Below are 21,283 nucleotides of genomic sequence, written 5' to 3'. Positions count from 1 at the left end.
GCAGTCACCTTAAAGCGGGTCGATGAAACTATTGTTGCAACACGCTACAGCGGTGTGCCGAGCAGCACATTTGTCGCTGAAAACGTCACTTGCACCGCTGAGCCGCCTTCCAAATGCTGCTTTTGTAGCTCAAGCGGGTCGGCCAGGGCGCACAGCGTCTGGCCGTTGGGCAGGCTGATGCGCACTTCGCTGGGGCCGTCTTCGGCGGCGTCGACCTGTTCGATCATGCCGCGCAGCGTATTGATCCGCGGTTTTTCCACTTGCTCGACAGGGTGTAATTCCAGCCAGCCGGCCTTGATCAGCGCCACCACGTTGGTACCGACATCCAGCTCCAGGCGCAGCGTGCTGTCGTGGGTAATCTGGGCTTCGATGACCAGGCCCCGGGCCAGCTCCAGGCGTACCCGGTCGTTGTGCCCCTGGGCCTCGATGCCCAGGACCTTGCCATACAATTGATTACGGGCGCTGGTGCGCAGCATCAGGCGACTGAGCAGGCCCAGGTCGCCGGCATCCTCGCTCGCGTCCAATAGTTGTGTCTGCAGCGCTTGCAGGCGCAGATACAGGCGCAGCACCCGTTGGCCTTCCTCCGACAGCCTGGCACCGCCACCGCCCTTGCCGCCAACACTGCGCTCCACCAACGGTTGGTCGGCGAGGTTGTTCAACTCATCGATGGCATCCCACGCCGCCTTGTAGCTCAGGCCCGCGCTCTTGGCGGCGCGGGTGATCGAACCTTGTTCGGCGATGTGCTGCAACAGGGCGATGCGTTGTGGTCGCCGAGCGATGTGCTGGGTCAGAAGCGTGGGCAAGGACATGACGGAAACTGCGTGCAAAGGTCGATGAGCGGACGTTGGCGCCTTGGGCGTGGCGCGTCAAGCCGACTCTCCGGGTTTCGGCGTGCGAGCCAGGCAGTACACATCGACCCGCGCAGCGCCGGCATCGAGCAGCAGGGCGGCCAGCGCCTGGGCGGTGGCGCCCGTGGTGAGCACGTCGTCGACCAACGCCAAGTGACGGTTGTGCAACGCAGCCTGGGGGGCCAGGGCAAAGGCCTGACGCAGGTTTCGCCGCCGAGCCCTGGCATCGAGTGCCTGTTGGGCGGGGGTGTCCTGGGTGCGTCGCAGCAGGTGTTCTTCGCAAGGGATCGCCAACGGCCCACTGAGCCAGCGGGCCAGCAGCGCTGCCTGGTTGAAACCGCGCTGGCGCAAACGCCGGGTCGCCAGTGGCACCGGGACCAGTGCGTCGGGTCGTTCCAGTCCTTCGTCGAAATGATGTTGCAACGACTGCGCGAGCAGGTCGCCCAGCAGTCGGCCCAGGGGCCATTTCGCCTGATGCTTGAAACGGGTGATCAAGCTGTCCACCGGGAAGTCGTAGGCCCAGGGCGCCAGGACCCGTTCGAAGGCCGGCGGCTGCGCGGCGCATTGTCCGCAACGCAGCCCGGCCATGGGCAGCGGCAAGGCACAGACGCTGCATTGATCGCCGAGCCAGGGCAGCTCGCTTTCACAAGGGGTGCAGATAGGCTGCGGCGTATCGGTGCTTTCGCCGCACAGCAGGCAGGATTGTTTGTTTTTTGACCAGATGTAAACCTGTCCTTTGTATCGTGGTTGACAGCGCATGACTCTTCCTTAAATATGCCGAACATCCGTGTCGCGCCTGTGGGTATTCCATGTCCCCAGGCGCCAGCCAAGCATAATCAAGGAAATGCCCATGAGCGCCAGCACCACTGCCAACCTGCGTCATGACTGGTCTTTGGCCGAAGTCAAAGCACTCTTCGTCCAGCCATTCAATGACCTGCTGTTCCAGGCGCAGACCGTGCACCGCGCGCACTTCGACGCCAATCGCGTCCAGGTTTCCACGCTGCTGTCGATCAAGACCGGCGCGTGCCCGGAAGATTGCAAATATTGTCCGCAGTCCGGTCACTACAACACCGGCCTGGATAAAGAGAAATTGCTCGAAGTGCAGAAGGTCCTCGAAGAGGCTGCACGGGCCAAGGCCATCGGTTCGACCCGTTTCTGCATGGGCGCGGCCTGGAAGCATCCGTCGGCCAAGGACATGCCGTATGTGCTGGAAATGGTCAAAGGCGTGAAGGCCATGGGCCTGGAAACCTGCATGACCCTGGGCCGTCTCGACCAGGAACAGACCGAAGCGCTGGCCCAGGCTGGCCTGGACTACTACAACCACAACCTCGACACCTCGCCGGAGTTCTACGGCAGCATCATCACCACCCGCACCTACAGCGAGCGCCTGCAAACCCTGGCCTATGTGCGTGATTCGGGGATGAAGATCTGCTCCGGCGGCATCCTGGGCATGGGCGAGTCCCTGGACGACCGCGCCAACCTGCTGATCCAGTTGGCGAACCTGCCGGAGCACCCGGAATCGGTGCCGATCAACATGTTGGTCAAAGTCGCCGGCACGCCGCTGGAGAATGCCGAGGACGTCGATCCGTTCGATTTCATCCGCATGCTCGCCGTGGCGCGGATCATGATGCCCCAGTCCCATGTGCGGCTGTCCGCCGGCCGTGAAGCGATGAACGAGCAGATGCAGTCCCTGGCGTTCCTGGCCGGTGCCAACTCGATTTTTTACGGCGACAAGCTGTTGACCACCGCCAACCCGCAAGCCGACAAGGACATGCAGTTGTTCGCACGCCTGGGCATCCAGCCCGAAGCCCGCGAAGAACATGCCGACGAAGTGCACCAGGCAGCGATTGAACAGGCGCTGGTGGAGCAGAAGAGCAGCGAGCAGTTTTATAACGCCGCTGTCTGACCACTCACCGATACCCGGATTGGAATGCAAGACCCTGTGGGAGCGAGCTTGCTCGCGATGGCGATGGAACATTCGCATTGATGTCGACTGACACACCGCTATCGCGAGCAAGCTCGCTCCCACAAGGGGCTTTGGCCAGTCTTTAAACAGTTGAGGCCTGCATGCCCTTCGATCTCGCCGCACGCCTGGCTGCCCGTCGTGCCGACAACCTCTATCGCCAGCGCCCGCTGCTCGAAAGCCCGCAGGGCCCGGAAGTGGTGGTGGACGGCCAGCCGTTGCTGGCGTTCTGCAACAACGATTACCTGGGCCTGGCCAATCACCCGCAAGTGATCGAAGCCTGGCGCGCCGGGGCGCTCCGTTGGGGTGTCGGGGGGGGCGCCTCCCATTTGGTGATCGGCCACAGCGGCCCTCACCATGCTTTGGAAGAAGCCTTGGCCGACCTGACCGGCCGCCCGCGGGCGTTGCTGTTCACCACCGGTTACATGGCCAACCTCGGTGCGGTCACCGCGCTGGTGGGGCAGGGCGACACGGTACTGGAAGACCGCCTCAATCATGCCTCGCTGCTCGACGCCGGGCTGTTGTCCGGTGCGCGTTTCAACCGTTACCTGCACAACGATGCCCAGAGTTTGGCCAGCCGCCTGGAAAAAGCCACCGGCAATACCCTGGTGGTTACCGATGGCGTGTTCAGCATGGACGGCGACATCGCCGACCTGCCGGCCCTGGCCCGTGAAGCCAAGGCCAAGGGCGCCTGGCTGATGGTCGACGATGCACACGGTTTCGGCCCGTTGGGAGCCAATGGCGGCGGTATCGTCGAGCATTTTGGCTTGAGCCAGGATGACGTGCCGGTGTTGGTGGGCACCCTGGGCAAGGCCTTTGGCACCGCCGGGGCTTTTGTCGCCGGCAGTGAAGAACTGATCGAAAGCCTGATCCAGTTCGCTCGCCCCTACATCTACACCACCAGCCAACCGCCGGCCCTGGCTTGCGCCACGCTCAAGAGCCTTGAGCTGCTGCGCAGCGAGCATTGGCGGCGCGAGCACTTGCAGGTGCTGATTCGTCAGTTCCGCCAGGGCGCCGAGCAGATCGGCCTGCAATTGATGGACAGCTTCACGCCGATCCAGCCGATCCTGATTGGCGATGCGGGACGGGCCATGCGTTTGTCGCAAATGCTGCGTGAGCGCGGGCTGATGGTCACGGCGATCCGCCCACCCACCGTACCGGCTGGCAGCGCCCGTTTGCGCGTGACCCTGACCGCTGCTCACAGCGAGGCCCAGGTGCAGCTATTGTTGAATGCACTGGCCGAGTGTTTTGCCCTGTTGGGACCGGAGCCAAGCGATGCGTGACCGACTGATATTGCTGCCGGGCTGGGGCTTGGGCGTTTCACCGCTGGAGCCGCTGGCGGCAGCGTTGCACGGGCTCGACGAACACTTGCGAGTGGAAATCGAACCGTTGCCGGCGTTGCTATCGAACGATCCGGATGAATGGCTCGAAGAATTGGACGCCACCGTGCCCCAGGATGCCTGGCTGGGCGGTTGGTCCCTGGGCGGTATGCTGGCCTCGGCGCTGGCGGCGCGTCGGGGTGAGCGCTGCTGCGGCCTGCTGACCCTGGCGAGCAATCCGTCCTTTGTTGCCCATGAGCAATGGCCGAGTGCGATGGATGGAGCAACCTTCGATGGTTTTCTCGCCGGCTGTGCGGCCGATCCACGCCAGACCCTCAAGCGCTTCAGTTTGCTGTGCGCCCAGGGCAGCAGCGACCCACGCGGGTTGTCGCGGTTGTTATTGGCCGGGGCGCCGGGCACATCGCCCGAGGTCTTGATGGCCGGGCTCGAACTGTTGGCGCAATTGGACACTCGCGCCGCATTGCAGCGCTTTCGTGGCCCGCAATTGCATCTGTTTGCCGGGCTCGATGCCCTGGTGCCGGCCGAAGCCGCGGGTGAGTTGCTGGTCTTGCTGCCGGATGTCGAAATCGGCCTGATCGAACAGGCCGGCCACGGATTCCTTCTGGAGGACCCGCACGGTGTCGCGGGGGCGATCCAGGCTTTTTTGCATGAGTCCGGCGATGACTGATCTGTCTCTTCCCAAATTGCCCGGTGCCTTGCCCGACAAGCGCCAGGTGGCGGCTTCGTTTTCCCGGGCGGCAACCAGCTATGACAGCGTGGCCGAACTGCAGCGCGACGTGGGCCAACAGTTGCTCGGGCGCTTGCCGTCTTCGTTTATCCCACAACGTTGGCTGGACCTGGGCTGCGGCACTGGCTATTTCACCCGGGCCCTGGGCGCGCGTTTTGGCGTGGATTCCGGCCTGGCGTTGGACATCGCCGAAGGCATGCTCAACCATGCTCGTCCCCAAGGTGGCGCTGCGCATTTTGTCGCGGGTGATGCTGAGCGGTTGCCTTTGCAAGCGGCGAGCTGTGACCTGGTGTTCTCCAGCCTGGCGGTGCAATGGTGTGCGGATTTTGCCGCGGTGCTGAGCGAGGCCCATCGTGTGTTGAAACCGGGTGGGGTGTTTGCCTTCACCAGCCTTTGTGTAGGCACTTTGTACGAATTGCGCGACAGTTGGCGTCAGGTGGATGGCTTGGTGCACGTCAATCGTTTCCGTGGGTTCGAGACGTATCAACACCTTTGCGCGGACAGCGGGCTGAATGTCGTCAGTCTGGAAAACCGTCCCCATGTGTTGCATTACCCCGACGTGCGCAGTCTGACTCACGAATTGAAAGCCTTGGGCGCCCACAATCTGAACCCCGGCCGCCCCGGCGGCTTGACCGGCAGGGCGCGGATCCTGGCGCTGGTTGAAGCCTATGAGCAGTTTCGTCAGGCGCTGGGACTGCCGGCGACTTACCAGGTGGTCTACGCCGTTTTGGAGAAACCGCTATGAGCCAGGCCTACTTCATTACCGGCACTGACACCGACGTGGGCAAGACCACCGTCGCGGCAGGCCTGCTGCATGCTGCGCGACAGGCTGGCATGAGCACGGCTGCCGGAAAACCCGTGGCCTCTGGCTGCGACGTGACGCCCAAGGGCCTGCGCAACGCCGATGCCTTGGCCTTGCTGGCCGAATGCTCGATACCGTTGACGTATGCACAGGTCAATCCGGTGGCGTTCGAACCGGCAATAGCGCCGCACTTGGCCGCTCGGGAAGCGGGCGTTGCGTTGACGGTGCAGTCGCTACTCGGCCCGATGCGCGAAGTGCTGGCGCTGGGCGCCGACTTCACCTTGATCGAAGGCGCGGGTGGTTGGCGCGTGCCGCTGGCCGGCCAGGACAATCTTTCCGATCTGGCGATCGCGCTGGGCTTGCCGGTGATTCTGGTGGTGGGCGTACGCCTGGGTTGCATCAGCCACGCGTTGTTGACCGCCGAGGCTATCGCCCGTGATGGCTTGCAGCTTGCCGGTTGGGTCGCGAACATCGTCGACCCGGCCACCTCGCGCCTGGAAGAAAACCTGGCAACGTTGGCCGAGCGACTTCCGGCGCCGTGCCTGGGCAGGGTGGCGCGGATTCAGAGCGTGACGGCCGAAGCCGTGGCCGGACACCTGCAACTGGATCTGCTGGACTGAGTCCCGCCAAGGTTTTGCCTATGACGCGGCACTGTGCCATTAGTGTTTTTGTCGGGCCTTTTCCCGGGGCTTCTGATTCAATGGCCACTGTCGACCCTTCAAGAAGACGAGCTCTGCCATGGAAATCTCAGGAAGTACCGCGTTCTATGCCGGTCTGAGCACGATTCAGACAGGGCAGAACCGCGTCGATCAGGCCTCCAGCCAGATCGCCAACAATACGATCGAGCGTTCGGTCACCAGCCAGTCGTCCGAAGTCCAGGTCGATCGCCTGCGCTCGGTGGACCGTAGCCAGCAATCGGACGTGGCCAGCAACATGGTCGATATGGCCCAGGGCAAGTTCCAGGTGCAACTGGGTGTTAATGTCGCCAAGGCATCCGACGAAATGCTCGGTACGTTGATCGATACGTTTGCCTGAACGTCGTTAGGCAAATGCACTCAACGCTTCATGCCGATTTGAGTGCATACCATCCCGCCTCATGAGCTTCCGATGTATCCCCAGATCGTTGGGGTAATTGCGCTACCAACTCCAGAGCTGCCTGCAATAACAACCCGCCCCAAGGGTTGGACTGTCACATCTGCACAGTCGCCGGGGCTTTGCGCCAAAAAGAAGCCCTCTAACTGTCCGCTCTGAGTCACGCGCTCGTACTGCCTCAGGTTTACACCTGCCGAGACGGCGGTACCTACCACCACGATTCTGCCGTCCAGTTGCAGAGTCATCGAGTTGTGGCTCAGTTTGTTTAAAGTGCGAGAAATCAGTAGCGGTTCACCGTTATTGAAACTTCCATCCATTTCACCGTTCGCTTCCAATCTGACAAGTAAGCCGCTTTGCAGGTCGTCTGGAGCGTTGGCGTAGCCGGCGACGAGAATCTTGTCGTCATTCTGGACCAGCACGCGGGTAACGATCTCCGGCTTAAAGCGCTCTGCAGGCAGCAATTGCGCGGCCTCTCCTTCAACAACGATATCGGCGAAACCGTTATTACCAAAGCTAAGGTCCAATTCGCCTGTCGGCATGTAGCGAGCAACGGTTCGCGTCCTCAGGGTTTCGTCCAGGCGTCGCCAACTGCCAGCCACAATGATCTTGCTATCCCTTTGTACCTGCACATTACAGGCGAAGCTTGCGTGGTCATGGAATCGGATATCGATGAAGCCGCGGCCTGCGCCGAAGCCAGTATCAAGTTCCCCGTTGGGTTGCAGGCAAAACAGGCGACTAAGCGATGCTTCTGGTTTTTCTTCGTCAGGAAAAAGGAAGTAAGTGGCGCAGATCAATATTTTTTGATTTTTTTGCAGGCATCCATCTACGAGTTTGTCATTCCATATCGACCCATGGTTTGCATTGACGGGGCCAGGGAGGCTCCTACGACCGAACACGATGTCATGACCGCCATTTGCAAGAAAACGCACCGCCGCCGGGTTCCACTCGCTGTTTTTTGACGAAGCTCCGATGAGCAGGATTTTCTCATCCTCTTGCAGCAATACGCGTGTCGGCCAGCTCTTGTCGCCATCCCGGAAATTCCAACCAATTTCCTGGAACGCCTCGTCCCTGGTCCCGTTAGGCAGGTAGCGCGTCAGTGCAAAATGATCCTGGAGTTGCAAGGCAAAGACCAATTTGGCTTCCCTGTCGTGAGCAATCGTGGTGGCGCTACCTCGTTCATTGAATTGAATATAGCCATCTGTACCAAATTTCCGGTCCAGTTCGCCTGGTATGCGATTCGAACTGTCTCCTGCGGATTGAGTGGCCATGTGCTTTCCTCCATTGGGAACTAGTCTGGACCGAAACGGCGCTGTTCTGTGCCTCGGAGTCAGTACACCAGTTTTCTCGCAAAGCCGAACCTGTAAAGGTTGACAGTCGTGGCGTTGGTCCGCGCCAAGCGCGATCAATTTCAAGACGAGGGACGAGTGGTAACGGATCGGTGCTTGACAAGATTTCGGCGTAAACGTATGTTTCAAACAACTGTTTGATCGCTACAACAAATCCACGCGGTCGTTCATTCCCGGTTACATCAGCAGAGGTTTATCGCTATGCCTGACTACAAGGCCCCCTTGCGTGATATTCGCTTCGTTCGTGACGAACTGCTTGGCTACGAAGCGCATTATCAGAGCCTTCCGGCTTGCCAGGACGCAACTCCGGACATGGTTGACGCCATTCTCGAAGAAGGCGCCAAGTTTTGTGAGCAGGTGCTGGCTCCGCTGAACCGTGTGGGCGACATCGAAGGTTGCACCTGGAGCGAGTCCGGCGTGAAGACCCCGACTGGTTTCAAGGAAGCCTACAAGCAATTCGTCGAAGGCGGCTGGCCAAGCCTGGCCCACGACGTCGAGCACGGCGGTCAAGGCCTGCCGGAATCCCTCGGCCTGGCAGTCAGCGAGATGGTCGGTGAAGCCAACTGGTCGTGGGGCATGTACCCGGGCCTGTCCCATGGCGCGATGAACACCATTTCCGAGCACGGTACGCCTGAGCAACAAGAGGCTTACCTGACCAAGCTGGTGTCCGGTGAATGGACCGGCACCATGTGCCTGACCGAACCACACTGCGGCACTGACCTGGGCATGCTGCGCACCAAGGCCGAGCCTCAGGCCGATGGTTCCTACAAGGTTTCCGGCACCAAGATCTTCATTTCGGCCGGCGAACACGACATGGCCGACAACATCGTTCACATCGTGCTGGCGCGCCTGCCGGACGCACCGGCTGGTACCAAGGGCATTTCGCTGTTCATCGTTCCCAAGTTCCTGCCTAACGCCGACGGCTCCATCGGCCAGCGCAACGCGGTGAGCTGCGGTTCCTTGGAACACAAGATGGGCATCCACGGCAACGCCACTTGCGTGATGAACTTCGACGCGGCCACCGGTTACCTGATCGGCCCGGCGAACAAAGGCCTGAACTGTATGTTCACCTTCATGAACACCGCACGCCTGGGCACCGCGCTGCAAGGCCTGGCCCACGCCGAAATCGGTTTCCAGGGCGGCCTGAAATACGCTCGCGACCGCCTGCAAATGCGTTCCCTGACCGGCCCGAAAGCGCCAGACAAGGCCGCTGATCCGATCATCGTCCACCCTGACGTGCGTCGCATGCTGCTGACCATGAAGGCCTTCGCCGAAGGTAACCGGGCGATGGTCTACTTCACCGCCAAGCAGGTCGACATCGTCAAGTACGGCGTGGATGAAGAAGAGAAGAAAAAGGCCGATGCACTGCTGGCGTTCATGACGCCGATCGCCAAGGCCTTCATGACCGAAGTCGGTTTCGAATCGGCCAACCACGGCGTACAGATCTATGGCGGCCACGGCTTCATCGCCGAGTGGGGCATGGAGCAGAACGTTCGCGACAGCCGTATCTCGATGCTGTACGAAGGCACCACCGGCATCCAGGCACTCGACTTGCTGGGCCGTAAAGTGCTGATGACCCAGGGCGAGGCACTCAAGGGCTTCACCAAGATCGTCCACAAGTTCTGCCAGGGCAACGAAGGCAACGAAGCGGTCAAGGAATTCGTAGAACCCCTGGCTGCGCTGAACAAGGAATGGGGCGAGCTGACCATGAAGGTCGGCATGGCGGCCATGAAGGATCGCGAAGAAGTCGGCGCCGCGTCGGTGGACTACCTGATGTACTCCGGTTACGCCTGCCTGGCCTATTTCTGGGCCGACATGGCGCGCCTGGCGGCGGAAAAACTCGCAGCCGGCACCACTGAAGAAGCCTTCTACACCGCCAAGCTGCAGACCGCGCGCTTCTACTTCCAGCGCATCCTGCCGCGTACCCGTACCCACGTGGCAACCATGCTGTCGGGCGCCAACAACCTGATGGACATGAAGGAAGAGGACTTCGCGCTGGGCTACTAAGCCTCACGCGCTTCTTCCAAAAGCCGCTGCTTCTTCGGGAGCAGCGGCTTTTTCATGCCTGCCACAAATTTGTATTCACCGCAGGCCCTTGTGGGAGCGAGCTCGCACACAGGGGCAACCAGGATCCTGAAACAATATTCATCCAACTCGACCCTAAGAAAACCGTCACCTCTGCCGTTACAGCGATGGCAGTGTGACATCTGTCACATCTCGCGTGCCTTACTGCTCCAGTTGCAGGCACAATGCCATCTTTGATCAGCCGGGTTGGAGCTTTACCCTTGCCGCGTTCTTCCGCTGTACGTTTCAGCCATTTCCTGCCGTCATTGCTGCTGTTGCTGGCGGGGCTTGCGGCTGCCTACGTCAAGGATCTCAACGTTTTCTTCACCTCGCTGTTCAACGTGCTCCCGACGCTGGTGTTGTTGCTGGGTGGGGCGTATTGCGCGGTCTACCGACGTCAACGTGAACTGTTTCTGATGGTCACGGTGTACATCGCCTATTTCCTACTGGACACCCAGACTGACTTCTATCGCGATAACGGCAAGGTGCGCGAAGACGCGGCGGTGGTGTTCCATCTCGTTTGCCTGTTGTTGCCGTTGTTGTTCGGGCTGTTCGCCGCATGGCAGGAGCGTACCCATCTGTTTCAGGACATGGTGGCGCGGTTCGCGGTGTTGCTGGTCTTTGGCAGCGTGGCGCTGGCCCTGGAGCAGAGTTTCCCCCAGGCCTTGCTGTTGTGGCTTTCGGAGATCCGCTGGCCGGCGTTGCACGGTGCCTGGATGAGCCTGATTCAATTGTCTTACCCGATGTTCGCCGCCGCGTTCCTGCTGCTGGCCTGGCAATATTGGCGCAACCCCCGGCCACTGCATGCTGCGCAATTGGTGGGGGTGCTGGGGTTGTTCTGGATGTTGCCGAAAACCTTCATCCTGCCGTTCACCCTGAACATCATGTGCAGCCAGGTGATGTTGATGATCGCTGCGGCGGTCGCCCATGAGGCCTATCAAATGGCCTTCCGTGACGAACTCACCGGCCTGCCGGGCCGTCGGGCGCTGAACGAACGCATGCAGCGCCTGGGGCGCAATTATGTGCTGGCGATGAGCGACGTGGACCACTTCAAGAAATTCAACGACACCCACGGCCACGATGTGGGTGACCAAGTCCTGCGCCTGGTGGCCAGCAAATTGTCGAAAATCGGCGGTGGCGGTAGGGCGTATCGCTACGGCGGTGAGGAATTTGCCCTGGTGTTCGCAGGCAAGACCATCGACGAATGCATGCCCCATCTGGAAGTCATTCGCCAGTCCATCGAGACGTACGCCATCCAACTGCGCAACCCTGACAGTCGTCCCCAGGACGACCAACAAGGCCGCCAGCGTCGCTCCGGTGCCGGTGCGTCCAGCGTCTCGGTGACGGTCAGCATCGGTGTCGCGGAACGTCTCGAGCAACGCACGCCTGAAGAAGTGCTCAAGTCCGCCGACCAGGCGCTCTATAACGCCAAGGGCGCGGGGCGTAACTGTGTGATTGCCTTCGGGCAGAACCGCCGCGGTGCGGTGCGCATGGAGACTGCCGCGGGTTGAGTGATGACGGCGCATTCAGCGTCTGGACTGTGATTGTGGGCCTGGGTGGCCGGCAGTAGGTTGAAACGATCTGCTACCGGAGAAAACCACCATGCCCGAGTACAAAGCCCCACTGCGCGACATGCGCTTTCTGATCGATCACGTCTTCGATTTCCATGGCCGCTATGCCGAGCTGGGCGCCAGCGACGCCAGCCCGGACATGGTCAGCGCGATCCTCGAAGAAGCTGCCAGGTTCTGTGAGAACGTGCTGGCGCCGCTCAATCGCTCCGGTGATGAAGAGGGTTGCCATTTCGACAACGGTGTAGTCACCACGCCGACAGGCTTCAAGCAGGCTTTCGCACAGTACGTGGAGGGCGGCTGGCATGGGCTGGCGGCGGACCCGGCGTATGGCGGCCAGGGCCTGCCTAGCTCCCTGGGCCTGGTCATCAGCGAGATGATCGGCTCCAGCAACACGTCTTGGGGCATGTACCCGGGCCTGACTCATGGCGCCATGTCGGCGATCCATGCCCACGGCACGGCAGAACAGAAACAGACCTACCTGAGCAAACTCACCGCCGGCCAGTGGACAGGCACCATGTGCCTGACCGAAGCCCACTGCGGCACCGACCTGGGCATCATCAAGACCCGCGCCGTGCCCCAGGCCGACGGCAGCCATGCGATCTCCGGCAGCAAGATCTTCATTTCCGCCGGCGAACACGACATGAGCGATAACATCATCCACCTGGTGCTGGCCAAGTTGCCGGACGCTCCCGCCGGGACCAAGGGCATCTCGCTGTTCATCGTGCCCAAGTTCCTGCCCGACGCCAGGGGTGAGGCAGGGGCGCGCAATGGCGTGTCCTGTGGTTCGATTGAACACAAGATGGGCATCAAGGCATCGGCCACCTGTGTGCTGAATTTCGATGGGGCCAAGGGGTTCCTCATCGGCGAGCCGAACAAGGGCCTCAATTGCATGTTCACCATGATGAACCACGCCCGGCTCGGCACTGGCATGCAGGGCCTGTGCCTGGGCGAGGCGAGCTTCCAGGGCGCCATCAGGTACGCCAACGACCGTTTGCAGATGCGCGCGCTGACCGGCCCCAAGGCGCCGGAAAAAGTCGCCGACCCGATCATCGTCCATCCCGATGTGCGCAGGATGCTGCTGACCATGAAAGCCTTCAACGAAGGCAATCGGGCGCTGACCTATTTCACCGCGCAATTGCTCGATACCGCGCACCTGAGCCCGGACGAAACCGCCCGCCAGGAGGCCGAGGACCTGCTGGCGTTCCTCACGCCGATCTGCAAGGCTTTCATGACCGACACCGGGCTGGAGGTGACCAACCACGGCATGCAAGTGTTTGGCGGTCACGGCTTCATTCGTGAGTGGGGCATGGAGCAGTTGGTGCGAGATTGCCGCATCGCGCCGATCTACGAGGGCACTAATGGAATCCAGGCCCTGGATCTGCTGGGACGCAAGGTGCTGGGCAGCCAGGGCAGATTGCTGCGAGGTTTCGCCAAAATCGTCCATAAATTCTGCGTGGCCAATGCCGAACACCCGCAGCTCAAGGCGTACGTCGCGCAACTCGACGGGCTCAACCAGCAGTGGGGCGAGCTGACCACTCGGGTTGGCATGGCCGCCATGAAGAATCCAGATGAGGTCGGCGCCGCCTCCGTGGATTATTTGATGTACAGCGGTTACATCATCCTGGCCTACCTGTGGTTGCGCATGGCCTTGGTGGCTCAGTCGCAACTCGACAGCGGCAACGGTGACGGCGATTTCTGCCAGGCCAAACTGGCGACCTGCGAGTTCTACTTCAAGCGCCTGCTGCCGCGTACGACCGCCCATCGGGCTGCGGTCGAGGCCGGGAGCGACTGCCTGATGACGCTACCTGCAGAGTTGTTTGCCCTCTGACTGAACCTGTGGCGAGGGAGCTTGCTCCCGCTGGGCTGCGCAGCAGCCCCTTTTTGTGAGTGCTGCGCACTCAAGCGGAAGCAAGCTCCCTAGCCACCATCACATTCAAGCCTACATGCTGACTAAAAATAACAAAACAGTCATAGGTTGACCCTATGTGTCGCAAAAGTTGTTGAGGTACACTCCGATCCATGTAAAAACCGTTTTCTCACGAACCAACTGTTTAGATCCTGCGAGGTTTGCCATGGCTGACTACAAAGCGCCCCTGCGCGATATGCGCTTCGTCCTCAATGAAGTGTTCGAGGTCGCGAAACTCTGGGCCCAATTGCCGGTGTTGGCCGATACCGTGGATGCCGAAACGGTCGAAGCGATCCTTGAAGAAGCCGGCAAAGTCACCAGCAAAAGCATCGCGCCCCTCAGCCGCGCCGCTGACGAAGAAGGTTGCCACTGGGCCGACGGTGCCGTCACCACGCCGGCAGGTTTCCCACAGGCCTACAAGACTTACGCTGAAGGCGGTTGGGTCGGTGTCGGCGGTGACCCGGTGTACGGCGGCATGGGCATGCCCAAGGCCGTTTCGGCCCAGGTCGAGGAAATGGTCAACTCCGCCAGCCTGTCCTTCGGCCTGTACCCGATGCTGACCGCCGGCGCCTGCCTGTCGATCAATGCCCACGCCAGTGAAGAATTGAAAGCAGCGTACCTGCCGAACATGTACGCCGGCGTCTGGGCCGGTTCCATGTGCCTGACCGAGCCTCATGCCGGTACGGACCTGGGGATCATCCGCACCAAGGCCGAACCCCAGGCCGACGGTTCCTACAAGGTCAGCGGCACGAAAATTTTCATCACTGGCGGTGAGCACGACCTCACCGAGAACATCATTCACCTGGTGCTGGCGAAACTGCCGGACGCGCCGGCAGGCCCCAAGGGGATTTCGCTGTTCCTGGTGCCCAAGTTCATGGTCAATGCCGACGGCAGCCTGGGCGCGCGCAACGCGGCCAACTGCGGCTCGATCGAACACAAGATGGGCATCCAGGCATCCGCCACCTGCGTGATGAACTTCGACGAAGCCGTGGGTTATCTGGTAGGCGAGCCGAACAAGGGCCTGGCGGCGATGTTCACCATGATGAACTACGAACGTCTGGGCGTCGGCATCCAAGGCCTGGCCTCGGGTGAGCGTTCCTACCAGAACGCCATCGAATACGCCCGTGACCGCCTGCAAAGTCGTTCGCCAACCGGTGCGCAGAACAAGGACAAGGTCGCCGACCCGATCATCGTCCACCCCGACGTGCGTCGGATGCTGCTGACCATGAAAGCCTCGAACGAAGGCGGCCGGGCATTTTCCACCTACGTGGCGATGCAACTGGACACCGCCAAGTTCAGCGAAGATCCAGTCACGCGCAAGCGCGCCGAAGACCTGGTGGCGTTGCTGACACCGGTGGCGAAGGCCTTCCTGACCGACCTGGGCCTGGAAACCACAGTCCATGGTCAACAGGTGTTCGGCGGCCACGGTTACATTCGTGAATGGGGCCAGGAGCAACTGGTGCGCGATGTGCGTATCACCCAGATCTACGAAGGCACCAACGGTATCCAGGCGCTGGACCTGGTGGGGCGCAAGATCGTCGGCAGCGGCGGTGCGTTCTACAAGTTGTTTGCCGATGAAATCCGGCACTTCACTGCCACCGCGAGCAGCGACCTGGCGGAGTTCACCAAGCCGCTGAACGATGCGGTCGGTACGCTGGATGAGCTGACCGAATGGTTGTTGGACCGAGCGAAAAGCAACCCGAACGAAATCGGCGCGGCGTCGGTGGAGTATCTCCAGGCGTTTGGCTACACCGCGTATGCCTACATGTGGGCTCTGATGGCCAGGGCGGCCTTGGGCAAAGAAGGCCAGGATGATTTCTACGCGAGCAAATTGGGCACGGCGCGGTTCTATTTCGCCCGTCTGCTGCCGCGTATTCACTCTTTGAGTGCTTCGGTGAAGGCAGGGAGCGAGTCGCTGTTCTTGCTGGAGCCCGGACAGTTCTAAAAACTGACATTGTGTAAGCAAACGCTTACACAATGTGCTGGCGTTTTCCCTCTATCGGCAGGTTGGATCCAAGGCTAATCTACTTCACATGGACGCCGCGCAGGATGCGCAAAAGTAACAACACGGACACGTAGGATTCTGCCAGGAAGGCGGAGTGAAATGGATGTCAGGGAAACAGTCTGCAAAGCCCCGCTTCGGCGGGGTTTTCTTTTGCCTGCGTTTTTTGTTCCTGGCAGGCGCCCTCCATCGGAGCTGCTTGTGGTTGCGTTTCACTGAACCCTGGCGAGCGGCCTGGGGTCAATGAGCTATATGGCAATTTGGCCATCGTCGATCAGGGAGTCATCCATGGATTTCATTCGTATCATTATCGCCATCCTGCTGCCGCCATTGGGGGTGTTTCTGCAGGTGGGTTTTGGCGGGGCTTTCTGGCTGAATATCCTGCTGACGCTGCTGGGTTATATCCCTGGCATCGTGCATGCGGTGTACATCATCGCCAAGCGCTGAGGCCATGAGGGGATTTATCTGTGGCGAGGGAGCTTGCTCCCGCTGGAGCGCGCAGCGGTCCCAATGTTTTTGCGATTGCTGCGCAATCGAGCGGGAGCAAGCTCCCTCGCCACAATGAGCGCCGTTGTCATAGACCGCAATCGATCACCCTGCGATAAAACAACCACTCATGCTCCAGCGCATGGGCCTGGTTCGCCGCCTTGCGAAAACCATGACGCTCATCCGGGTAGTAGTGCGCTTCGACCGTAACGCGGTTCTGCTCCAAAACCCTGACCATGTCCCGGGTCTGCTGTGGCACGACCACGGCGTCCAGCTCGCCTTGAAAGAAGATCACCGGTACGCGAATCCGCCCGGCATGCAGCAGCGGCGTCCGGGCGCGGTAGCGTTCGGCATCGTGTTGCGGGTCGCCGATCAGCCAGTCCAGGTAATCCCCTTCGAACTTGTGCGTCGTGCGGCCGAGGGCGACGGGGTCGCTGACGCCATAGAGGCTGGCGCCGGCCCGGAACACCTCATGGAACGCCAGGGCGCACAGGGTTGTATATCCACCGGCACTGCCGCCCCGAATGAATGCGCAGCGACCATCGATCAAGCCTCGCTCGTCCAGATACGCGACCACCGCGCAAGCATCCTCGACATCCACCCCCCCCCAGTTCAAGTGCAGCGCCTGTCGATACGCCCGGCCATAACCACTGCTGCCTCGATAATTGAGGTCGGCGACGGCGAAACCGCGTTGGGTCCAGTATTGGATACGCGGATCAAAGATGGGGTAGCAGGCTGAGGTCGGTCCACCGTGGATAAACACCACCAGCGGCGGTTTCTCGATGGCAGTCATGGCCGGATAAAAGAACCCATGGGCTTCGCTTGAGCCTGAGGGGTATCGCAGGGTGCGGGGCCGACTGATCTGTTCGACGGGCAATGGCGCGACGCCGCCGGCCAGCACCGCCACTTCATGACTATGCCGCTCGATGGCAATGACCGCCGATGGGCCGGTCGGCGAGGCGGCAATCGCGTAGATGAACCGCTCATCCAACGCCAGGCTGCGAAAGCGGGTGTGGGTGCCGGTGAAGTCCTCATCGACATCGTCAACGTGGCACAGGCCCAGGCGTCCAAAGCCCGCTTCGGTCCAACTGGCTAGGTACGTGTGTTGGTCCAGCGGCAGCCAGGTGCAGCCACCCAGTTGCCACGGCGCTGGGGCATGATCGGCTTGAGCGGCAGGCAGCGGTTCCAGGCCCTGGGCCGACTCCACCCAAGGCTGCCAATAACCCCCGCGATCAGTCAGGCAATAAAGACGACTGGCCGCATCGAAGCGCGGTTGCTGGATGGACTCTTCTTCACCGTTGCCCGCGACACAGCGCGGCGCACCCCAACCCGCGGTGTTGCGCTCGGCCAGCATCAAGCGCGTTGCGGTCCAGGGTTGATGCGGGCGGCTCCATTCAATCCAGGCGAGCCGCTGGCCGTCCGGGCTCACGGTGGGTGACGCGTAGAAATCCGCACCTTCGGCCAGCAGATGTCGCTGATGATCCACCAGCCCGATCGACACCAGGCGATGCTGGTTGGCCTGTTCTTCCACCGCCAGTACCTGGCCGTCGGCGAAGCTCAGATCCCCATAACGGCAGTCACCCGAGGTCAGCGCTATGGGGCGTTCGTCGTTCAGGGATTGGTGGTACAGCTGCTGGTCGGCCTCATTGACGAACAGCACACCGTAATGGCTCAGGCAGAATGATCCACCGCCGTATTCATAGACCCGGCTGCGCGCGCTGAACCCGTCCGGTGTCAGGCAGCGGGGCATGGCGTCTTGCCAATGCCAGATCCGGCAGGCACCGTCTGCGGGGCGGTATTCATTCCAGAACAGGCCCAAAGGCCCGAGCTGCAGTTCGGCGAAGTCGGTGCCGGCGGCAACGGCCTGGGCGGCGCTGAAAGGCTCAGCCTTTTGCGATGAGGCGCGAGTTTCGTTCATTGCGAAAGGCCAATTGTTCGATGGTTTGCGTGGCGTGCTCGGCGTCTTCACGCGCCTGCAGGATCACCCCGTGATGTTCGGATTTGCTGCACACCGGGTCGGCGTTGCTGGCGTCGCCGGTGAGCATGAACGCCTGGCAGCGGCAGCCGCCGAAGTCCTTTTCTTTTTCATCGCAGGAGCGGCACGGTTCGGGCATCCAGTCATAACCGCGGAAGCGGTTGAAGCCGAATGAGTCGTACCAGATGTGCTGCATGCTGTGGTCGCGCACGTTGGGAAATTGCACCGGCAACTGGCGGGCACCGTGACAGGGCAATGCCGTGCCGTCCGGCGTGACGGTGAGGAAAATGCTGCCCCAGCCGTTCATGCAGCCCTTGGGGCGTTCTTCGTAGTAGTCCGGCGTGACGAAGATCAGCTTGCATGGATTGCCTTGCGCTTCCAGCTTGGCGCGGTATTCGTTGGTGACGCGCTCGGCACGCACCAGTTGTTCCCGAGTGGGCAGCAGGCCGACGCGGTTGAGCTGCGCCCAGCCATAGAACTGGCACGTGGCAAGCTCGACGAAGTCGGCCTCCAGAGCGATGCACAGTTCGATGATGCGATCGATCTTGTCGATGTTGTGCCGATGGGTCACGAAGTTCAGCACCATCGGGTAGCCGTGGGCTTTCACCGCCCGGGCCATTTCCAGTTTTTGCGCGAAGGCTTTCTTCGAGCCGGCCAGGAGGTTGTTCACCTGCTCGTCGCTGGCCTGGAAACTGATCTGGATATGGTCGAGGCCGGCCTTCTTGAAGTCGCTGATTTTCTGCTCGGTCAGGCCGATGCCGGAAGTGATCAGGTTGGTATAGAAACCCAGCCGGCGCGCCTCGCCGATCAACTCGGCCAGGTCCTGGCGCACCAACGGTTCGCCGCCGGAAAAGCCCAGCTGCGCGGCGCCCATCTCGCGGGCTTCGCGAAAGACCTTGAACCACTGCTCGGTGCTCAGCTCCTGGCCCTGTTCGGCGAAGTCCAGCGGGTTGGAGCAGTACGGGCATTGCAGCGGACAACGGTAGGTCAGCTCGGCCAGCAGCCACAGCGGCAGGCCGACTTCAGGCTTGGGCGGCAGCCCGTTGGTCTCAGACAAGTTCGATCCAGTGCTGTGCACGGGCGACCTCCATGAATTGCTCGATGTCGTCACCGAGTTCCGGCACGTCGGGAAACTGCTTCGCCAACTCGCCGACGATGGCCGCGACATCCCGTTCACCGTCGATCAGCCCGCCGATCAGCGCAGCGCTGTCGTTCAGCTTGATCATGCCTTCAGGATAGAGCAGCACATGGCCTTTCTGGGCCGGTTCGTACTGGAAACGATAGCCGGGGCGCCAGCGTGGGGTTTGGCTGCGGTCGAAACTCATAAGGTAATTCCTTTGTGCCAAACCCGTTGGTCGGTCACGCTGTGATAGGGCGGGCGGTTCAATTCATAGGCCATGCTCATGGCGTCGAGCATGCTCCAGAGGATGTCCAGTTTGAACTGGAGAATCTCCAGCATTCGCTCTTGCCCTGCGCGGGTGGTGTAGTGCTGCAAGGTGATCGCCAGGCCATGCTCCACGTCACGCCGGGCTTGGCCCAGGCGGGTGCGGAAGTATTGATAGCCGGCTGGGTCGATCCACGGGTAATGCTGCGGCCAGCTGTCCAGGCGCGACTGGTGGATCTGCGGGGCGAACAGTTCGGTCAGCGAGCTGCTGGCGGCTTCCTGCCAGCAGGCCCGCCGGGCGAAGTTGACGTAGGCGTCCACGGCGAAACGCACACCTGGCAGCACCAATTCCTGGGAGCGCAGTTGATCGGGGTCCAGTCCCACCGCCTGGCCCAGCCGCAGCCAGGCTTCGATACCGCCGTCTTCGCCGGGGGCGCCGTCATGATCGAGCAGGCGCTGGATCCACTCGCGGCGGATCTCCCGGTCCGGGCAGTTGGCCAGGATCGCGGCATCCTTGAGCGGGATATTCACCTGGTAGTAAAAACGGTTCGCGACCCAGCCCTGGATCTGCTCGCGAGTCGCGCGGCCCTCATACATCGCCACGTGATAGGGGTGATGGATGTGGTAATACGTGCCCTTGGCACGCAGGGCCGCTTCGAACTCGGCGGGGGACAGGGGGGTGTCAGTCATTTCGGTTGCTCCTACAGTTCAATACTCATGCCGTCGTAAGCCACTTCGACATTGCGCCGCACCAGCTCGGCCCGCTCGGCGGAGTCTTCATCGAGGATCGGGTTGGTGTTGTTGATATGGATAAGGACCTTGCGCTGATTGGGCAGTTGCTCCAGCACTTCCAGCATCCCGCCGGGACCATTCTGCGCCAGGTGGCCCATTTCCCGGCCAGTGCGGGTGCCGACGCCACGGCGCTGCATTTCATCGTCGTCCCACATCGTACCGTCCACCAGCAGACAATCGCTGCCGGCCATGATCTCCAGTAACGACTCGTCGACCTTGCCCAGGCCCGGGGCATAGAACAGTTTGCCTCCCGTGCGAAGGTCTTCGACGATCAGCCCGATATTGTCGCCCGGGTGCGGGTCGAAGCGGTGCGGTGAATAGGGCGGTGCGGCGCTGCGCAGGGGCAGCGGGGTGAAGCGCAGGTTCGGGCAGGCCGGGATGGTGAACGATTGGTCGAGTTCGATACGGTTCCAGCTCAGCCCACCGTTCCAGTGGGTCAGCATGTTGAACAGCGGGAAACCGGTGCTCAGGTCTTCATGGACCATGTCGGTGCACCAGACCTGGTGCGGGCACCCTTCACGCAGGCTGAGCAGGCCGGTGGTGTGGTCGATCTGGCTGTCCATCAGGATGATCGCGCCAATGCCGGTGTCGCGCAGGGCCCGGCCCGGCTGCATCGGGGCGAACGCCTGGAGCTGGGCGCGAATGTCCGGGGAGGCGTTGCACAGCACCCAGTTCACACCGTCATCGGACAGGGCGATGGACGATTGGGTGCGCGCCTGGGCCCGCAGGCTGCCGTCGCGAAAACCTGCGCAATTGGCGCAGTTGCAGTTCCACTGGGGGAAACCGCCACCGGCGGCAGAACCTAGAATCTGGACGAACATGGCTGCTCCATCTGCAAACCGAAATAAAAACGCCTCGGCTGGCCGAGGCGTAGTGCTGCGTGCTTAACCGCCTGCAGCATTCAACGGCTGGCGAAGTACATGGTGACTTCGAAACCGATACGCAGGTCGATATATGCGGGTTTGGACCAGGACATGGGAATACT

Annotated in this window: 20 protein-coding genes; 11 read left to right on the top strand and 9 right to left on the bottom strand. The window is 61.3% G+C overall.

The window, feature by feature from the left end:
- Nucleotides 1–44 precede the first annotated feature (44 nt).
- Nucleotides 45–809, bottom strand: a complete 765-nt coding sequence (locus V7773_RS14770) for a TOBE domain-containing protein (protein WP_336073991.1) — start codon at nucleotides 807–809, stop codon at nucleotides 45–47.
- Between the two features lie 57 nt (nucleotides 810–866).
- Nucleotides 867–1,607: a ComF family protein gene (locus V7773_RS14765; protein WP_336073990.1), complete on the bottom strand. Its 741-nt coding sequence runs from the start codon at nucleotides 1,605–1,607 to the stop codon at nucleotides 867–869.
- A 91-nt stretch (nucleotides 1,608–1,698) separates the two neighbouring features.
- Between V7773_RS14765 and bioB the strand changes: the two genes are divergently transcribed.
- The 6 genes from bioB (at nucleotide 1,699) to V7773_RS14735 (ending at nucleotide 6,715) form a co-directional block, all read left to right on the top strand.
- Nucleotides 1,699–2,754 (top strand): biotin synthase BioB, encoded by a 1,056-nt coding sequence (bioB, locus tag V7773_RS14760; RefSeq protein ID WP_063324077.1) that lies wholly within the window; start codon nucleotides 1,699–1,701, stop codon nucleotides 2,752–2,754.
- Nucleotides 2,755–2,915: 161 nt separating this feature from the next.
- The gene (gene bioF, locus V7773_RS14755; protein ID WP_092146365.1) at nucleotides 2,916–4,094 is read left to right on the top strand and encodes an 8-amino-7-oxononanoate synthase; all 1,179 of its coding nucleotides are present in this window, start codon (nucleotides 2,916–2,918) and stop codon (nucleotides 4,092–4,094) included.
- Nucleotides 4,087–4,818 (top strand): alpha/beta fold hydrolase, encoded by a 732-nt coding sequence (locus tag V7773_RS14750; RefSeq protein WP_092345326.1) that lies wholly within the window; start codon nucleotides 4,087–4,089, stop codon nucleotides 4,816–4,818. Before bioF ends, V7773_RS14750 begins: the two co-directional genes overlap by 8 nt.
- Nucleotides 4,811–5,623, top strand: a complete 813-nt coding sequence (gene bioC / locus V7773_RS14745; RefSeq protein ID WP_336073988.1) for a malonyl-ACP O-methyltransferase BioC — start codon at nucleotides 4,811–4,813, stop codon at nucleotides 5,621–5,623. Before V7773_RS14750 ends, bioC begins: the two co-directional genes overlap by 8 nt.
- A complete protein-coding gene (gene bioD / locus V7773_RS14740) occupies nucleotides 5,620–6,300 on the top strand; it encodes a dethiobiotin synthase (RefSeq protein WP_063324081.1) in 681 nt (226 codons plus the stop codon). Before bioC ends, bioD begins: the two co-directional genes overlap by 4 nt.
- 118 nt (nucleotides 6,301–6,418) lie before the next feature.
- Nucleotides 6,419–6,715 carry a hypothetical protein gene (locus V7773_RS14735; protein WP_063324082.1) on the top strand — a complete coding sequence of 99 codons (297 nt, stop codon included), beginning with the start codon at nucleotides 6,419–6,421 and terminating at the stop codon, nucleotides 6,713–6,715.
- A 59-nt stretch (nucleotides 6,716–6,774) separates the two neighbouring features.
- On the opposite strand, the gene V7773_RS14730 is transcribed toward V7773_RS14735, so the two are convergent.
- On the bottom strand, nucleotides 6,775–8,040 hold the full coding sequence (locus tag V7773_RS14730; RefSeq protein ID WP_092146371.1) for a hypothetical protein: 1,266 nt from the start codon (nucleotides 8,038–8,040) through the stop codon (nucleotides 6,775–6,777).
- 279 nt (nucleotides 8,041–8,319) lie between these two features.
- On the opposite strand from V7773_RS14730, the gene V7773_RS14725 reads away from it, so the two are divergent.
- The 5 genes from V7773_RS14725 to V7773_RS14705 all read left to right on the top strand — a co-directional run bounded on the left by V7773_RS14725 (nucleotide 8,320) and on the right by V7773_RS14705 (nucleotide 16,108).
- On the top strand, nucleotides 8,320–10,125 hold the full coding sequence (locus V7773_RS14725) for a phenylacyl-CoA dehydrogenase (RefSeq protein ID WP_003206230.1): 1,806 nt from the start codon (nucleotides 8,320–8,322) through the stop codon (nucleotides 10,123–10,125).
- A 278-nt stretch (nucleotides 10,126–10,403) separates the two neighbouring features.
- Nucleotides 10,404–11,693, top strand: a complete 1,290-nt coding sequence (locus V7773_RS14720; protein WP_092345332.1) for a GGDEF domain-containing protein — start codon at nucleotides 10,404–10,406, stop codon at nucleotides 11,691–11,693.
- A gap of 91 nt (nucleotides 11,694–11,784) precedes the next feature.
- The gene (locus V7773_RS14715; RefSeq protein WP_336073987.1) at nucleotides 11,785–13,581 is read left to right on the top strand and encodes an acyl-CoA dehydrogenase C-terminal domain-containing protein; all 1,797 of its coding nucleotides are present in this window, start codon (nucleotides 11,785–11,787) and stop codon (nucleotides 13,579–13,581) included.
- Nucleotides 13,582–13,825: 244 nt separating this feature from the next.
- Nucleotides 13,826–15,604, top strand: a complete 1,779-nt coding sequence (locus V7773_RS14710; RefSeq protein ID WP_336073986.1) for an acyl-CoA dehydrogenase C-terminal domain-containing protein — start codon at nucleotides 13,826–13,828, stop codon at nucleotides 15,602–15,604.
- A gap of 345 nt (nucleotides 15,605–15,949) precedes the next feature.
- Entirely contained in the window at nucleotides 15,950–16,108 is a 159-nt protein-coding gene (locus tag V7773_RS14705) for a YqaE/Pmp3 family membrane protein (RefSeq protein WP_003177654.1), read from the top strand.
- Nucleotides 16,109–16,235: 127 nt separating this feature from the next.
- On the opposite strand, the gene V7773_RS14700 is transcribed toward V7773_RS14705, so the two are convergent.
- The 6 genes from V7773_RS14700 to pqqA all read right to left on the bottom strand — a co-directional run bounded on the left by V7773_RS14700 (nucleotide 16,236) and on the right by pqqA (nucleotide 21,274).
- Nucleotides 16,236–18,065: a S9 family peptidase gene (locus tag V7773_RS14700; protein ID WP_336073985.1), complete on the bottom strand. Its 1,830-nt coding sequence runs from the start codon at nucleotides 18,063–18,065 to the stop codon at nucleotides 16,236–16,238.
- Entirely contained in the window at nucleotides 18,031–19,200 is a 1,170-nt protein-coding gene (pqqE, locus tag V7773_RS14695) for a pyrroloquinoline quinone biosynthesis protein PqqE (RefSeq protein WP_092146383.1), read from the bottom strand. The genes V7773_RS14700 and pqqE overlap by 35 nt, the downstream gene beginning before the upstream one ends.
- Nucleotides 19,172–19,447: a pyrroloquinoline quinone biosynthesis peptide chaperone PqqD gene (pqqD, locus tag V7773_RS14690; protein WP_336073984.1), complete on the bottom strand. Its 276-nt coding sequence runs from the start codon at nucleotides 19,445–19,447 to the stop codon at nucleotides 19,172–19,174. Before pqqD ends, pqqE begins: the two co-directional genes overlap by 29 nt.
- Nucleotides 19,444–20,196, bottom strand: coding sequence for a pyrroloquinoline-quinone synthase PqqC (gene pqqC / locus V7773_RS14685; protein WP_336073983.1), 753 nt, complete (start codon nucleotides 20,194–20,196; stop codon nucleotides 19,444–19,446). Before pqqC ends, pqqD begins: the two co-directional genes overlap by 4 nt.
- 11 nt (nucleotides 20,197–20,207) lie before the next feature.
- Entirely contained in the window at nucleotides 20,208–21,119 is a 912-nt protein-coding gene (gene pqqB, locus V7773_RS14680) for a pyrroloquinoline quinone biosynthesis protein PqqB (protein ID WP_336073982.1), read from the bottom strand.
- A gap of 80 nt (nucleotides 21,120–21,199) precedes the next feature.
- Nucleotides 21,200–21,274 carry a pyrroloquinoline quinone precursor peptide PqqA gene (gene pqqA, locus V7773_RS14675; RefSeq protein ID WP_003177660.1) on the bottom strand — a complete coding sequence of 25 codons (75 nt, stop codon included), beginning with the start codon at nucleotides 21,272–21,274 and terminating at the stop codon, nucleotides 21,200–21,202.
- Nucleotides 21,275–21,283 lie beyond the last annotated feature (9 nt).

Origin of the sequence: Pseudomonas sp. 3JA, from assembly GCF_036961705.1 — a bacterium.
Lineage (GTDB): Bacteria > Pseudomonadota > Gammaproteobacteria > Pseudomonadales > Pseudomonadaceae > Aquipseudomonas > Aquipseudomonas fluorescens_Q.
Note: the sequence above shows the minus strand (reverse complement) of the source record. Positions and strands in the feature narration are given on the sequence as shown.

Excerpts from the sequence above, each read along its gene's own strand:
- V7773_RS14725 (WP_003206230.1), top strand. The coding sequence starts at position 8,320 with ATGCCTGACTACAAGGCCCCCTTGCGTGATATTCGCTTCGTTCGTGAC.
- V7773_RS14700 (WP_336073985.1), bottom strand. The coding sequence starts at position 18,065 with ATGAACGAAACTCGCGCCTCATCGCAAAAGGCTGAGCCTTTCAGCGCC.
- V7773_RS14770 (WP_336073991.1), bottom strand. The coding sequence starts at position 809 with ATGTCCTTGCCCACGCTTCTGACCCAGCACATCGCTCGGCGACCACAA.
- pqqC (WP_336073983.1), bottom strand. The coding sequence starts at position 20,196 with ATGACTGACACCCCCCTGTCCCCCGCCGAGTTCGAAGCGGCCCTGCGT.
- V7773_RS14730 (WP_092146371.1), bottom strand. The coding sequence starts at position 8,040 with ATGGCCACTCAATCCGCAGGAGACAGTTCGAATCGCATACCAGGCGAA.
- pqqB (WP_336073982.1), bottom strand. The coding sequence starts at position 21,119 with ATGTTCGTCCAGATTCTAGGTTCTGCCGCCGGTGGCGGTTTCCCCCAG.
- V7773_RS14710 (WP_336073986.1), top strand. The coding sequence starts at position 13,826 with ATGGCTGACTACAAAGCGCCCCTGCGCGATATGCGCTTCGTCCTCAAT.
- V7773_RS14765 (WP_336073990.1), bottom strand. The coding sequence starts at position 1,607 with ATGCGCTGTCAACCACGATACAAAGGACAGGTTTACATCTGGTCAAAA.
- bioB (WP_063324077.1), top strand. The coding sequence starts at position 1,699 with ATGAGCGCCAGCACCACTGCCAACCTGCGTCATGACTGGTCTTTGGCC.
- V7773_RS14715 (WP_336073987.1), top strand. The coding sequence starts at position 11,785 with ATGCCCGAGTACAAAGCCCCACTGCGCGACATGCGCTTTCTGATCGAT.
- V7773_RS14735 (WP_063324082.1), top strand. The coding sequence starts at position 6,419 with ATGGAAATCTCAGGAAGTACCGCGTTCTATGCCGGTCTGAGCACGATT.
- V7773_RS14750 (WP_092345326.1), top strand. The coding sequence starts at position 4,087 with ATGCGTGACCGACTGATATTGCTGCCGGGCTGGGGCTTGGGCGTTTCA.
- bioD (WP_063324081.1), top strand. The coding sequence starts at position 5,620 with ATGAGCCAGGCCTACTTCATTACCGGCACTGACACCGACGTGGGCAAG.
- V7773_RS14705 (WP_003177654.1), top strand. The coding sequence starts at position 15,950 with ATGGATTTCATTCGTATCATTATCGCCATCCTGCTGCCGCCATTGGGG.
- pqqD (WP_336073984.1), bottom strand. The coding sequence starts at position 19,447 with ATGAGTTTCGACCGCAGCCAAACCCCACGCTGGCGCCCCGGCTATCGT.
- bioF (WP_092146365.1), top strand. The coding sequence starts at position 2,916 with ATGCCCTTCGATCTCGCCGCACGCCTGGCTGCCCGTCGTGCCGACAAC.
- bioC (WP_336073988.1), top strand. The coding sequence starts at position 4,811 with ATGACTGATCTGTCTCTTCCCAAATTGCCCGGTGCCTTGCCCGACAAG.